Source organism: Mesorhizobium sp. ESP-6-4 (assembly GCF_020164735.1).
GTDB lineage: Bacteria > Pseudomonadota > Alphaproteobacteria > Rhizobiales > Rhizobiaceae > Mesorhizobium.
In genome coordinates, this window is the sequence record NZ_JAIUGS010000003.1 from 267,285 (window position 1) to 280,920 (window position 13,636).

Consider the following 13,636-nt stretch of genomic DNA (forward strand, 5'->3'; position numbering starts at 1 on the left):
GTCAGTGGACCCCTTGCTTCTTCAGCGCGTCGGCGATCTTTTCCAGCGTGTTGCGCATGGCCTTCTGCTCGTCGGACTGGGCTTCGACCCAGTCGCGCATGATCTGCTGCTCGGAGCGCATGTTCTTCACCAGCCCCGAGATGCCGTCGGCAAGATTGGCCATGGCGGTGGCGACGCGCGGATTGGAGCCGCCGCCATTCTCCTGCAGGCTGCGCAGCCGCTCCGACAAGAGCCGGATGTCCTCGGAGGACTCGGCTGCTTTCGACGTCTCGGACACAACTATGTCCGACGACAGATCGGTGACCGAAGACAGCCAGTTCTCAAGCTCGGTGTAGAAGCGGGTCTGGGCGCGGCCGGCCTGCAGGTCGAGGAAGCCGAGCACCAGCGAGCCGGAAAGGCCGAACAGCGAGGACGAGAACGCGGTGCCCATGCCGGCGAGCGGCGCCGACAGGCCTTGCTTGAGCGCGTCGAGCACGGCGGCGGCATCGCCGGTGCCCGGGTCCAGCGCTTCGATCGTCTCGCGGATCGAGGCGATGGTGTTGAGCAGGCCCCAGAAGGTGCCGAGCAGGCCGAGGAACACAAGCAGGCCGACCAGATAGCGCGAGGTGTCGCGGCTCTCGTCGAGCCGGGTGGCGATGGAATCCAGCATCGTGCGCATCGACGAGGTCGAAAACGCGATCGTTGACGAGCGACCGATCATCGCCTTCATCGGCGCCAAAAGCACCGGCTCGGTGGTTTCGGAGCCGGCGCGGAAGGAATTGACCCAGCGCACCTCGCGAAACAGCCGCCCGACCTGGGCGAAGGCAAGCAGGATGCCGACCGCCAGCACGCCGACGATCAATCCGTTGAGCCCCGGATTGCTGGAGAAGGCGGTCGAGATCTGGCGGGTGAGGATGGCGGCGATGAAAGCGACGATGATCAGGAAGATCACCATGGTGAGCAGGAAGACCTGCGGGCTCGAAAGCTTGTGCGGATCATAGACCAGGACGTCCGATCGCCTGCCGAAGGATCTGAGAAAAGCCATCCGTGCCCCGTTTCCGATGCCACCGCCGCAGAATTGCCGCGACTCTAAACGGAATTGTGACCAAATTGAATGGCGCTTGGCAATATGGCCGATAGGCCCGCGCCACAGGCCTAGAACCGGTTAACGACGAGGCAGTCAACCATGGCGGCCAGATGGAGGCCGGCGCCGGCGACGACGAACCCATGCCAGACGGCATTGTGAAAGCGCAGGCCCTTCCAGGCGAAGAAGACGACGCCGCAGGAATAGACGATGCCGCCGGCGACGAGCAGCGCGACCGAGGTCGTCGGCAGCGTCGCGACCAGCGGTCCGGCCAGCACGACGCCGCTCCAGCCGATGGCGAGATAGAAGACGATCGCCAGCCGGTCGTAGCGGCCGGGCAGGAACATCTTGATGGCGATGCCGGCCGCTGCGGCGCTCCACACGATGACGATCATGGGCAGCGCCAGCGGCGAGTTGTCGAGCTGGGCGAGGAAGGGCGTGTAGGTGGCGGCGATCAGGAGATAGATCGCGGCATGGTCGAAGCGGCGCAGGATCCATTTCGCCGGCCATGAGACCGGCCACAGATTATAGGCCAGCGAAACCGAGAGCACGGTGAGCAGCGACACCACGTAGAACACCGCGGCGACATATTCGCCCGGGCCGGAGTGGAAGGCGGCCAAGGCCAGGAAAGTCGAGCCGGCGGCGATCGCCAGCACGATGCCCACCGCGTGAACGATGCCGTCGGCGATCATTTCGGCGCGCGAATAGTGCCAGCGCCCGACAAAGGGGATCTCAAGCTTTGTATCTGGATGCGCGTCGTTCATGAATGATCCTGCAACGCCTAATCTGGGCAGTCGCGGACCAGTATTTCAAGCTTCGGTTGCGGTTTTGCGACCAAAGCCGCGCGTCCTTTCGACGCAAAGAACGCCTTAAAGCCCGTCGCGCTGGACCGGATTGAGGCGACGCGCTTTAAGTTTTTGTTTTGATGCATGTCGTTGTCCCAGAACCGCTGCACACTTCTGGGCGACATGCATTAGTCAGCGAGCAGCCAATGGCTTCTTCACGGTTTTCAGCAACGCGCGCTGGATGAGCTCGTTGCCGGCGACGACCTCGCCGCTGTCCAGCATGCCTTGTCCGCCATCCATGTCGGAGACGAAGCCGCCGGCTTCGCGCACCAGAAGGATGCCTGCGGCGACGTCCCAGGACGACAGGCCGGTCTCCCAGAAACCATCCATGCGTCCGGCCGCAACATAGGCAAGGTCGAGCGCCGCCGAGCCCAGGCGGCGGACGCCGGAGACTTCGGCCATGACGTTGCGCAGCTCGATCAGGAAATTGCCGTGCTGGCCGCGGCCGAGATGCGGCACGCCGCAGCCGATCACCGCGTCGGTCAGCTTGGAGCGGCCGGCAACACGCAACCGCCGGTCGTTCATGAAGGCGCCGCCGCCGCGCTCGGCCGTGTAGAGCTCGTCCATCGCCGGATTGTAGACGACACCGGCGACGATCTGGCCCTGGCGCTCGAGCGCGATCGACACCGAGAAGAGCGGAATGCCGTGCAGGAAGTTGGTGGTGCCGTCGAGCGGATCGACGAGCCAGCGGTGCTGAGCGTCCTCGCCTTCGACGGCGCCGCGCTCCTCCATCAGGAAGGCGTAGCCCGGCCGCGCCTTGGAAAGCTCGGCGAAGACGATCTCTTCGGCCTTGCGGTCGGCCTGGCTGACATAGTCGCCCGGTCCCTTCATCGAGACCTGCAGGTTCTGCACCTCGCCGAAGTCGCGCGACAACGAGCGGCCGGCCTTCATCGCAGCCTGGACCATGACGTTGAGGAGAGCGGAACGCGCCATTTTTTCTTCCTGCTTTCTTGCCGTTAATCCGCGCGGCGCACGTAGGTGATTTCGTTGGTGTCGACGATGATGCGCTCGCCGGCCGAGATGAAGGGCGGCACCAGCACGCGGATGCCGTTCTCCAGCACCGCCGGCTTGTAGGAGGAGGCGGCCGTCTGGCCCCGCACCACCGGGTCGGCCTCCGTGATGGCCAGCGTCACCTGGTCGGGCAGCGAAATGCCGATTGGGCGCTCCTCGTAAAGCTGCACCGTCACCATCATGCCGTCCTGCAGGAAGGCGGCGCGCTCGCCGACGAAGTCTTTCGCCAGCTCAAGCTGCTCGTAGCTTTCGGTATCCATGAAGACCAGCGCGTCGCCCTGCTCGTAGAGGAACGAAAAATCCTTCAGGTCGAGCCGGATCTGCTCGACGGTCTCGGCCGAGCGGAAGCGCTCGTTGAGCTTGGTGCCGTTGATCAGGTTCTTCAGCTCGACCTGATTGTAGGCGCCGCCTTTGCCCGGCTTGACGGTGTTGGTCTTGACCGCCACCCAAAGCCCGCCATCATGCTCGATGACATAGCCGGGACGGATTTCGTTGCCACTGATCTTGGCCATGATGAACTGATCCGGAATGAGATTTTTCTGGCGCGGCTCGCGCTTTGGCGCCTCCAAGACCACAAATTGCACGTAGTAGCAAGGGAGGGAGCCCAAGGCGGTCCGGACATGCTGTCCGTGACGCCATGCGTCAAGGCAGGCGATTTGCCTTCTGCAGCGCCTGTTTGGTCTGTTCGTCGTCAAGGCCCTGCAGGAAATCGTCCATCTGCGGGTCGATCAGCCCGGCGCGGCGGGCGACGATGTACCAGGCGCCGGCAAGGATCAGGTCCGGGTCGGTGCCGATGCCGCCCATATAGAGCTTGGCGAGACGGTTCTGGGCGGCGACGTTGCCGCCTTGCGCCGCCCGTTTCATCCAGGCAAAGCCCGATTTCAGGTCGCGCCCGCCGCCGCGCCCCTCGATCATCCAGGCGGCGAGGTCGATCTGCGCGGTATCGTAGTTCTGCCTTGCGGCCTGTGCCAGGAGAAGACGCGCCTGGGCGTCGTCATGCGGCTTGCCACCGACGCCATTGGCGTAGAGCTGCGCCAGCGCATATTGCGCATCGGCAAGTCCGGTGGCGGCGGCGCGTTCGTAATAGGCGGCGGCCTTCACAAGGCCGTCGTCGCCAGGATCTTGCTGGACGAGCAACTGGGCGAAGTTGAACTGGGCAAGCCGGTTGCCGGCCTCGGCCGCGGCCTGCATCAGCGCGAAAGCGGCCTTTTCGTCCTTCTTCACGTAACGGCCGTCCAGCAGCGCCAGCGCGTATTGGAACTGAGCCTCCGGCACGCCCTGTTCGGCGGCCAGCGCATACCATTTCGCGGCCTCGGCTGGATTGAGCGGCACACCCAGCCCGCGCGACAGGATTTCGGCCACGAGCGTCTCGGCCGCCGGATCGCCGTTCTTGGCGCGCTCCATGGCGAGGTTGTAGGCGGTCTTGTAAAGCCCGCGCTGGAAGGCGCCGTAGGCGGCGTCCGGCTGCTTGGCGCCGAAGCGGTCGGGATTGACGGCGTCGGCCGATGGCGGCGTCATGGTCGCCGGTTGCGGCAAGGTGTTTTGGATCGGCTTGTCGATATGCGCGCCGGTGCCGAACCTGTTCGGATCCGGCTCGCCGGCGTCCGGCGCGGCCGTGTCCAGTTTGCCCTTATCCGGCGTGCCAGCATCTGGCGTGCTTGTATCCGGCTTGGTTGCGTCGGATGCGCTCTTGTCCGGTGCGCTCGTCTCCGGCCGCGGCTGCGGCAGCGGGACGGTCTCAGCCCCCGTCGCGGCCTGCGCAAACAAGCCGGCCAGAACCGTCAGGCAAAGGCCACGCAGGCGCATGTCAGTCCTCGAAACGCGGCGCGGTTTCATCGAGCAACGCGTTCGCGGCGGCGATCGCGGCGCGCGGGTCGCGTCCGTCGGCAAAGACGGCGCTGGACAGCGCCACGAACTCGGCGCCGGTCGCGGCCACCGTCTCGACGGAGGCAAGCTCGGAGCCGGCCATGACGATGCAGGGGATCGAAATCATCTCCGCCCACCATTCGCCCAGCGCGAGGTTGCGGTGGTGCGGCTCCGGCTTGTTGTCATAGCCGAAACGGCCGAAGAACATATAGTCGGGCCGCTCCTCGCCGAGCCCAAGCGCCTCGTCGCGCGTCTTGGCGCCGCCGGCGCCGACCATCATCTTGCCGGCCACGCGCTCGATCGTCTCGGCGAGTTCCGCGGGCTTAACTTCGACATGGATGCCGTCGGCCTGGACGCGCCCGGCGATGCGGCTGTCGCCGGCGATTATGACGGCGACGCCGGCACTTTGAGCGATCGGCACGATCCTTTCGGCGAAGGCCTGGAAGGAGGCATCGTCCATGCCGTTGTCGGGCAGGATCAACGAGGCGACGTCGCCACCGTCGAAAGCCGCGCAGATTTGCTCCGCCGGCACGAGCGGCGGCGCGATCAACACGATGCGGCAGCGGTTGGGAGGAGTTGCTTCGTTCATTGGCCTTCGATCCCGGTTTCGCCTATGCCGGGCGAAGATGGTTGCATTGCGGCATAGAGCAAAGGGAGCGGCTTGAACAGTCGGCTATGCGGCGGATGAGGACCGGTCGAGCATCGTCGCGCACGTCGATATCGGGCCGGCAATAGCGGCGCCGGCATTAAATGACTATCCCGGCGGCGCCGTTCTGCGCTATGGCTGAATTCCCGCCCTCTCCAACCTTCCTTTGCCGATGTCAGGCCTGCTCAGCGACCCGTGGTTCTATGCTGCCGCCATTCCGGCGGTAATCCTTGTCGGCCTGTCGAAAGGCGGCTTCGGCGGCGCTGTCGGTTTCGTCGGCGTGCCGTTGATGGCTCTGACCATCCCGCCGGTTCAGGCGGCCGCCATCCTGCTGCCGATCCTGTGCCTGATGGACGTGGTTTCAGTGTGGGCCTGGTGGGGCATCCACGACCGCAGGATGCTGGTCGACATGATGCCCGGCGCCGTCATCGGCATCGCGCTCGGCTGGCTGACCGCGGCTTTGGTCACTGAGGAGATGGTGCGGCTGATCGTCGGGGCCGTCGCGCTGGTGTTCGTGCTGCGCTGGATTTACCTGCAGTTCCGTCACGGCGCCGACCATGTGGCGGAACCGAACCGCATTGCCGCCGCCTTCTGGGGCACTGTCGCAGGCTTCACCAGCTTCGTCGCCCATGTCGGCGGCCCGCCCTTCCAGGTCTATGCGCTGCCGATTCGGCTCGATCCGAAAGTGCTGTCGGGCACCGCGGCAATCTTCTTTGCCGCCACCAATGCGCTGAAGCTCATCCCCTATTTCGCGCTCGGCCAGTTCGACACCACCAATCTCACCGCTTCGGCAGTGCTGATGCCGCTGGCGCCGCTGTCGACCATCGCCGGCGCTTGGCTGGTGCGGCGCATGCGGCCGGAGATCTTCTATCCGTTCACCTACGCCACCGTCGCGGTGGTCGCCGTCAAGCTGCTATGGGATGGCATTATCGGCCTGATGTGAGGCGCGTCGATATTCAGGTGAGGCCGGCCTGCAAATGGGCGATTTCCTGCGCTTCCGGTGCTCACGTACTTTAAGTACGCTCCGCTCCGGTTCTCGGAAATCACCATTTTCGACTCGGTCTGACCTGAATCTCAACGCGCCTTCGGGCGAGCGCCTTAATGTCACGCGGCGCTCGGCACCATCTGGCGGCTGCCGCCGAAGGCGAGCGCGGCGCCCAGCGCGACCACCATCGCCATGCCGGCAAGAATGCCGACGTCGTGCAAAGTGGGCTTCAGCACCATGTCGGCGATGATCACCAGCATCACCGCATAATCGAGGCGCGCCCAGTTCATCATGCGCTGGCCGATGGAGAGGGCGGCCGGCGTCACGCCCTGCTCGGCGATCATGGCGCCCATGCGCTCGCCGGTCGGCTTGAAGATCAGCATGCCGATCGAGAAGGTCGTGGCATAGCCGACGAGGCCGATGACGATCCACAGGTCGGCAAAGCCGACCCAGAAGCCGCACATGATGAGGCCAAAGACCAGCGTCAGCATCGACATCGGCGCGAAGAACCGGCCGCCGAGCTGTCCGCTGGCGCGTATAGCCAGCAGCTTGTCCTCGATGTTGCCGGCGCGCTCGGCCAGCACGCCGAGCAGGAACAGCACGAAGCCGCCGCCGACCCACAAAATAGCCGAGACGACGTGAAGGAATTTGACGATCGAATACCAATCCATGGTTTGCTCCGGATATCCTGCCTGATTTCAAGCGGCGCGGATTTGCGCGCCGCCTTTGTGGAGCGGCCTTTTGCGTGGCGCGTGTTTCGGAACGATGCCGCGGCAGCAGCAAACATGTTACGGCCGCCACGATCGGCGCCCGAAATCCGGTGCTCGGACGATCCCGGGCGGCGAATCCGCTGTCCTGTTCCGGCACAGGACAGCGCGTTCGCTTAAAAAATCGGCGCCGCGTTAAGGGTTCATTAAGCTTTACAGGCGTTTACTACACCCATCCAGTTTTACTGGATTCTTACCGAGTGGTTGGAGCCACTTTGTTTGACGCCTCCCTGTTAAACTCCTGAGAGCCGCCTTATCCGCGGCTCTTTTTTTTATCCGCTGCCGGCTGGCTGATGTCATCCGCTTGCGGATGGCTGGAACCGGCCCGGCGTTAACCGTTTGTTAAACATGCGCTTGCCTTCATTTGCATCGAAGCGCATTTTCAAGCCTCAGTCATTTAGGGTGCGGGCCGCGTCGGCAAGGATGCCGAATCGGCTTGCGGCAGTGCAGGGGCGTATCGATGAACGAGCCTTCGAAGGGCAGCGCGAAAACCATCAAATTGGCGGAGCGCCGGGTTTTCTCCCAATCCTTCAAGCCGCTTTACCAGGAAGGCATGGGGCTGGTCGAACAGGCCGCCGAATATCTTGATGGCAAGGGCAGGCTCGAAGCCAAGAAATTGTCGCGCACGGCGGCGACGCTCTATGCGGCCGAATCGATGCGGCTGACCACAAGGCTTATGCAGGTCGCTTCCTGGCTCTTGCTGCAGCGGGCGGCGAATTCCGGCGAGATGACGCGCGACCAGGTGGCTTCGGAGAAATCCAAGGTGCGTCTCGACACCGCGTCCGCGCATGACGAGGCGCTTGGCTGGAACGAGCTGCCCAAGGATTTTCTGGACCTCGTGACGCGCTCGCTGCGCCTGCAGTCGCTGGTGCGGCGCATGGACGAGGAAATCTATGGCGGCGTCATCAGCGACACGCACGCGCCCAGCCGGCGGGCCAACCCGGTGTCCGACCAGATCAGCCTTTTGAATACGGCGTTCGCGCGCGGCTGAAACCGCGTTTGCAAAAAACGATAGCGGTAGCGGCATATCCTTGATCGGGCGGTAATTTGGCCGTGGCTTTGGCTGCAAGTTCAACGCTTGCCACTTCGGCCGCTCGTCGAAACTGCGGCAGCCATCGCCGTATTGCAGGCTGTGCCGGCCTTCCCGACAAAGATCACACTTGCCTCGAAGCGATAGGCCCCTAGTTGGAGCCGTTCGCCGCAGCCGGGTCGACCCGAGCCGGTTCTGCAAGAAAACCACCGTCACTGTGACCAAAGCAGATTGCGAGGCTTGATCCCGTGCATTCGCCATTGGACAGCATCCCGGTATCGATCATCATCCCCAACTACAATTACGAACAGTTTCTAGGACGCGCCATCGACAGCGCGTTGGAGCAGGACCACCGAAATGTCGAGGTCGTGGTTGTCGACGACGCATCGACGGATGCGTCGGTGGCCGTGATCGAATCCTACGGTGACAAAATCCGTCCGTGCCTCAGGCGCAGGAATGGCGGACATGCGGCTGCGTTCAATACCGGGTTCGAGGCGAGCACCGGAGAGATCGTCCTTTTCCTCGACGCCGACGACTATCTCTATCCGAACGCCGTTTCAGAGGTGTTGGACGAGTGGGATGCGGATGTCGCCCAAGCGCAATTCAGATTGCATCTCGTTGATGAGGACCAGCATATCAAGGATGTCTTTCCACCGCTGGAACAGCCGTTCGATTCAGGCGACGTGGTGCCGGAATTGCTGCGCAAGGGGCGGTACCGTACGACGGTGACAAGCGGGCTGGCGTTCGACCGCGAGGCGCTGGAAACGATAATGCCGATGCCTGAAAGCGATTTCCGGCAAGGCGCCGACGGCTATCTCGCAACGCTGGCGCCGCTGCACGGAGAGGTGAAATCCATCGACACCTGCCTTGGCGCCTACCGCATCCACGGCTCCAACCATTCGATCTTTGCCGAAAAGCTTGCCGAGCGGGCGCGTTGGCGCGTGCAGCATGATTTCCGGCGTCTCGAAGCCTTGTCCGGCCGGGCGGCCGAGATCGGCTTGACGGTGCCGCCGGATGCCGGCCTTCGCGATCCGGTGCATCTGGAAGAGCGGCTGGCTTCGCTCTGCGTCGACGAGCCCCAGCATCCGGTCGCCACCGACTCCCGGCTGGGACTGGCAAGAGCGGGCGCCGCCGCCAGCCTGGAAATGAACGCATCCTGGCGGCGGCGGGCTGCTCTGGCGGCCTGGTTCCTTTGCATCGGAATCCTGCCGCGGCGCATGGGCAATGCAGTCCTGGCGTGGAAGCTGGTCGCATCGTCCAGGCCAGCATTTCTCACGCGACTGTCGAAAACCATCCGCCGCGTGACGAATTAGGCATCTCCCTGTTGTTGTACGGAAACGGCGCATAGCCGAGATTGCAATTGTTTCCGGTTTGTTCACATTTTGCTGACATCGCTTGCCGCCACGGCTAGACTTGGCGCATGGGGGAAGCGATTCGCATCATCGGCATCGATCCGGGCCTGAGGCGCACCGGTTGGGGTATTATCGACAGCGTGGGCAATTCGCTGCGCTTCATCGCATCCGGCACGGTGCGGTCCGACGAGAAGGAGTCGCTGGCGACAAGACTCTGCCAGCTGCATGACGGCTTGGCCGAGGTGCTGCACCAGGCCATGCCGCACGAGGCTGCGGTCGAGCAGACTTTCGTCAACAAGGATGCCACGGCGACGCTGAAGCTCGGCCAGGCGCGCGGCATCGCCATGCTGGTGCCGGCGCGCGCCGGGCTGGTGGTGGCCGAATATGCCCCCAATGCGGTCAAGAAGGCGGTTATTGGCGTCGGCCACGGCGAGAAGAAGCAGATCCACATGATGGTGAAGGTGCTGATGCCGAAGGCTGTCTTCGACACCGACGACGCCGCCGACGCTCTGGCCATCGCCATCTGCCATGCGCATCACCGCCCGAGCACAGCCTACCGCATGGCCGCGCTGGCCGGGTAGTGTTGTTCTTGACTTGTTCTCGTTATCGCATTAAGTAATACCTTAGAGGTATTACCATGCGAGTGACCACCAAAGGGCAAGTCACAATCCCAAAACAAATAAGGGATCATCTGGGCATAGGCCCCGGCTCCGAGGTGCAGTTCGTGGCCACGGACGAGGGCGCCCGGCTTGTCGCCGTCAATCAAAACGTTTCGGAGGAGGAAGCTGCCCGCAAATTCAAGGAGGTCCTCGACAAGATGGAAGGGACGCTGGATTTGGGCGGCATGACGACGGACGAATATATGGAGTGGTTGAGGGGACCACGTGAAAATCTCGACGTTGATTGACACGAACGTGCTCATTGATGTCTGGGGTCCGGCCGGGCCGCTGACGGAATGGTCTTCATCCGCAATTATCTCTTGCCGACGCGATGGCGCGTTGGTCATCAACAGCATTGTCTGGTCCGAGCTTGCGCCGCTGGTCGCTTCCGAAGCAATGCTGAGGAAAGCAGCCGAAAGACTTGAAATGGATCGCGAGTTCTTGCCTTGGGAAGCCGCGTTCTTGGCCGGGGTAGCGCATTCCCGTTATCGGCGGGCCGGCGGTGTTCGAGAGCGGACCTTGCCGGATTTTCTCATTGGCGCTCATGCGGCCGTTGCCGGTCACCGCCTGTTGACGCGCGACGCTCCTCGTTATCGCAGCTATTTCCCCGACCTCGAAATCGTCTCTCCGGAAACGCATCCATGAAAGCCAATCCATGATCGGCAAGTTGAAAGGCACGCTGGACGAGATCGATGAGGATTCCTGCATCATCGACGTGCATGGCGTCGGCTATGTCGCGCACTGTTCGGCGCGCACGCTGGCCGCCTTGCCGTCGCCCGGCGAGGCGGTGGTGCTGTTCATCGAGACCTATGTGCGCGAGGACATGATCCGGCTCTATGGCTTCCAGACCGGGCTGGAGCGCGAGTGGTTCCGCCTCTTGATGAACAATGTGCAGGGCGTCGGTGCCAAGGTGGCGCTGGCCATCCTGTCGACGCTGGCGCCGGCCGACCTCGCCAACGCGATCGCGCTGCGCGACATCGCCATGGTTTCGCGCGCGCCCGGCGTCGGCAAGAAGGTGGCCGAGCGCATCGTCACTGAATTGCGCACCAAGGCGCCGGCTTATGCGGGCGCGGCCAGCGGTACGATCGGGCTCAAGCAGGAGCTTGGCGAAGGTGTCGCGGCCGCACCGATCACCGATGCGGTCTCGGCGCTCGTCAATCTCGGCTATTCGCGCGACGTTGCCGCGAACGCGGTCGCCGCGGCGCTGAAATCGGCCGGCGAGGGTGCCGACGCTTCGAAGTTGATCCGCTTCGGCCTGAAGGAACTGGCGCGGTGAAGCGACGCTTGTCCCGCCACCGGTCCTATGCAAGGAAGGCGGCATGACCCTTTCGCCCCGCCTCATTGCCCCCGACAAGCGTGGCGAGGATGCCGACCAGACCTTGCGGCCGCAGTCGCTCGACGAATTCGTCGGCCAGGCGGCGGTGCGCGCCAATCTCAAGGTCTTCGTCGATGCCGCCAAGAGCCGCGGCGAGGCGCTCGACCATGTGCTGTTCGTCGGGCCGCCGGGACTCGGCAAGACGACGCTGGCGCAGATCATGGCGCGCGAGCTTGGGGTCAATTTCCGCTCGACCTCGGGTCCGGTCATCGCCAAGGCGGGCGATCTCGCCGCGCTGCTCACCAATCTCGAGGAGCGCGACGTCCTTTTCATCGACGAGATCCATCGCCTCAACCCGGCGGTCGAGGAAATCCTCTATCCGGCAATGGAGGATTTCCAGCTCGATCTCATCATCGGCGAGGGGCCGGCGGCGCGCTCGGTCAAGATCGACCTTGCCCGTTTCACGCTGGTCGCGGCAACGACGAGGCTCGGCCTGCTGACCAATCCGTTGCGCGACCGTTTCGGCATTCCGGTCCGGCTCAATTTCTATACGGTCGAGGAGCTGGAGCAGATCGTGCGGCGCGGCGCACGTATCCTGTCGATGCCGCTCGGCGACGATGGGGCGGTGGAGATCGCGCGCCGCGCGCGCGGCACGCCCCGCATCGCCGGCAGGCTGCTGCGCCGGGTGCGCGATTTTGCTTCTGTCGCCGGCGACGGTCATGTCGACAGGAGGATCGCCGACGAGGCGCTGACCAGGCTGGAGGTCGATGCGCTCGGCCTCGACGCGCTCGATCGCCGCTATCTGTCGATGATCGCGCGCAATTTCGGCGGCGGCCCGGTCGGCATCGAGACGATCGCGGCCGGGCTCTCCGAGCCGCGCGACGCGATCGAGGACATCATCGAACCTTACCTGATCCAGCAGGGCTTCATCCAGCGCACGCCGCGCGGCCGCGTGCTGACCGCCAACGCCTGGCGCCATCTCGGCCTCGACCCTCCGAAGGATATCGCCCAGCAGCAGATCAGCCTGTTCCAGGAAGAGTAACGCAGATTTGTTCGCGTTTCGGCGGCGCAATGGCCCATCTGCGCAGAATCTGCGCGGCTCGGCCCGACTGAGGGCGCAATTGCATCCTTTAAGATAGGCGTATCTGACGCTATCCTAGGGCTTGGGGCGACCTATGATCACCAGACGCGCTTTCCTGCGCCTTGTCGGCGGCTCGGCCTTCGCCATGGTGTCGCTCAGCGCCTATGCGGTCGGCATCGAGCCGATGCTGCTCACCCATGTGAAGCGCTACACATTGACGCCGCCGCACTGGCCCGCCGGGCTCAAGCTGCGCGTCGTGGCGCTGGCCGACATCCATGCCTGCCGGCCGTGGATGACGCCGGAACGGATCGCGGCACTTGCCGAAGAAGCCAATGCGTTGCAGCCGGACGTGATCGTCATGCTTGGCGACTACCCCGCCGGGACCCGGCTGGTGACCGGCTGGGTAAACGCGTCGGAATGGGCGCCCGCGCTGTCCGGGCTCAAGGCGCCGCTCGGCGTGTTCTCGATCCTCGGCAATCACGACTGGTGGGAGGACCGCACCGCGCAGGCAGCCGGGGCAGGGCCGACCATTTCACGCAAGGCGCTGGAGGCCGTCGGCATTCCGGTGCTGGAAAACGACGTCGTGCGCCTGGAAAAGGACGGACAGGGTTTTTGGATCGCAGGCCTGGCCGACCAGATTGCGCTGTTGCCGAACAAGGCCAAGGGCCGCAGGCGGCTCACCGGCCTCGACGATCTTCCCGGCACGCTGGCCAAGGTCGGCGACACTGCGCCCATCATCCTGCTTGCGCATGAGCCGGACATTTTTCCAAAGGTGCCGTGGAGGGTTTCGCTCACCTTGTCCGGGCACACGCATGGCGGACAGGTGCGGCTGTTCGGCTATTCGCCAGTCGTGCCTTCGGCCTATGGCAATCGCTACGCCTACGGCCATATCGTCGAGAACGACCGCAACCTGATCGTCTCGGGAGGACTGGGCTTCAGCATCGCTCCGATACGTTTCGGGGTGCAGCCGGAGATCTTGCAGATCGATCTCGGCTGAGGCGCGTCGCCCCGGCCCG

General features: G+C 64.0%; 16 protein-coding genes. 9 read left to right on the top strand and 7 right to left on the bottom strand.

What is annotated here, in order from left to right; genetic code table 11:
- Position 1: 1 nt before the first annotated feature.
- The 6 genes from LB523_RS08415 to LB523_RS08440 form a co-directional block, all read right to left on the bottom strand.
- Entirely contained in the window at positions 2–1,024 is a 1,023-nt protein-coding gene (locus LB523_RS08415; protein ID WP_095767261.1) for a MotA/TolQ/ExbB proton channel family protein, read from the bottom strand.
- Between the two features lie 110 nt (positions 1,025–1,134).
- Entirely contained in the window at positions 1,135–1,827 is a 693-nt protein-coding gene (gene trhA, locus LB523_RS08420) for a PAQR family membrane homeostasis protein TrhA (RefSeq protein ID WP_224602198.1), read from the bottom strand.
- A 213-nt stretch (positions 1,828–2,040) separates the two neighbouring features.
- Positions 2,041–2,841 carry an inositol monophosphatase family protein gene (locus tag LB523_RS08425; protein WP_224602199.1) on the bottom strand — a complete coding sequence of 267 codons (801 nt, stop codon included), beginning with the start codon at positions 2,839–2,841 and terminating at the stop codon, positions 2,041–2,043.
- A gap of 23 nt (positions 2,842–2,864) precedes the next feature.
- Positions 2,865–3,431 (bottom strand): elongation factor P, encoded by a 567-nt coding sequence (efp, locus tag LB523_RS08430; RefSeq protein ID WP_095767538.1) that lies wholly within the window; start codon positions 3,429–3,431, stop codon positions 2,865–2,867.
- Between the two features lie 130 nt (positions 3,432–3,561).
- The gene (locus LB523_RS08435; protein ID WP_224602200.1) at positions 3,562–4,725 is read right to left on the bottom strand and encodes a tetratricopeptide repeat protein; all 1,164 of its coding nucleotides are present in this window, start codon (positions 4,723–4,725) and stop codon (positions 3,562–3,564) included.
- 1 nt (position 4,726) lies between these two features.
- On the bottom strand, positions 4,727–5,374 hold the full coding sequence (locus LB523_RS08440; protein ID WP_095767264.1) for a thiamine phosphate synthase: 648 nt from the start codon (positions 5,372–5,374) through the stop codon (positions 4,727–4,729).
- Positions 5,375–5,603: 229 nt separating this feature from the next.
- Here LB523_RS08440 and LB523_RS08445 point away from each other — a divergent pair, with 229 nt between their 5' ends.
- On the top strand, positions 5,604–6,374 hold the full coding sequence (locus LB523_RS08445) for a sulfite exporter TauE/SafE family protein (RefSeq protein ID WP_224602202.1): 771 nt from the start codon (positions 5,604–5,606) through the stop codon (positions 6,372–6,374).
- Between the two features lie 161 nt (positions 6,375–6,535).
- Here LB523_RS08445 and LB523_RS08450 read toward each other — a convergent pair whose 3' ends face one another.
- Complete coding sequence (locus tag LB523_RS08450) at positions 6,536–7,087, bottom strand: DUF2269 family protein (protein WP_140841692.1); 552 nt, start codon at positions 7,085–7,087, stop codon at positions 6,536–6,538.
- A gap of 556 nt (positions 7,088–7,643) precedes the next feature.
- On the opposite strand from LB523_RS08450, the gene LB523_RS08455 reads away from it, so the two are divergent.
- The 8 genes from LB523_RS08455 to LB523_RS08490 all read left to right on the top strand — a co-directional run bounded on the left by LB523_RS08455 (position 7,644) and on the right by LB523_RS08490 (position 13,617).
- The gene (locus LB523_RS08455) at positions 7,644–8,174 is read left to right on the top strand and encodes a DUF1465 family protein (protein WP_224602204.1); all 531 of its coding nucleotides are present in this window, start codon (positions 7,644–7,646) and stop codon (positions 8,172–8,174) included.
- Positions 8,175–8,461: 287 nt separating this feature from the next.
- Entirely contained in the window at positions 8,462–9,526 is a 1,065-nt protein-coding gene (locus LB523_RS08460; RefSeq protein ID WP_224602205.1) for a glycosyltransferase family 2 protein, read from the top strand.
- A gap of 107 nt (positions 9,527–9,633) precedes the next feature.
- Positions 9,634–10,146 (top strand): crossover junction endodeoxyribonuclease RuvC, encoded by a 513-nt coding sequence (gene ruvC, locus LB523_RS08465; protein ID WP_140841683.1) that lies wholly within the window; start codon positions 9,634–9,636, stop codon positions 10,144–10,146.
- Between the two features lie 56 nt (positions 10,147–10,202).
- Positions 10,203–10,472: an AbrB/MazE/SpoVT family DNA-binding domain-containing protein gene (locus tag LB523_RS08470; protein WP_224602206.1), complete on the top strand. Its 270-nt coding sequence runs from the start codon at positions 10,203–10,205 to the stop codon at positions 10,470–10,472.
- On the top strand, positions 10,450–10,869 hold the full coding sequence (locus tag LB523_RS08475; protein WP_224602207.1) for a type II toxin-antitoxin system VapC family toxin: 420 nt from the start codon (positions 10,450–10,452) through the stop codon (positions 10,867–10,869). Before LB523_RS08470 ends, LB523_RS08475 begins: the two co-directional genes overlap by 23 nt.
- Positions 10,870–10,879: 10 nt before the next feature.
- Positions 10,880–11,500, top strand: a complete 621-nt coding sequence (ruvA, locus tag LB523_RS08480; RefSeq protein ID WP_224602208.1) for a Holliday junction branch migration protein RuvA — start codon at positions 10,880–10,882, stop codon at positions 11,498–11,500.
- Between the two features lie 43 nt (positions 11,501–11,543).
- Positions 11,544–12,581 carry a Holliday junction branch migration DNA helicase RuvB gene (ruvB, locus tag LB523_RS08485; protein ID WP_224528031.1) on the top strand — a complete coding sequence of 346 codons (1,038 nt, stop codon included), beginning with the start codon at positions 11,544–11,546 and terminating at the stop codon, positions 12,579–12,581.
- A 133-nt stretch (positions 12,582–12,714) separates the two neighbouring features.
- Positions 12,715–13,617: a metallophosphoesterase gene (locus LB523_RS08490; protein ID WP_224602209.1), complete on the top strand. Its 903-nt coding sequence runs from the start codon at positions 12,715–12,717 to the stop codon at positions 13,615–13,617.
- Positions 13,618–13,636 lie beyond the last annotated feature (19 nt).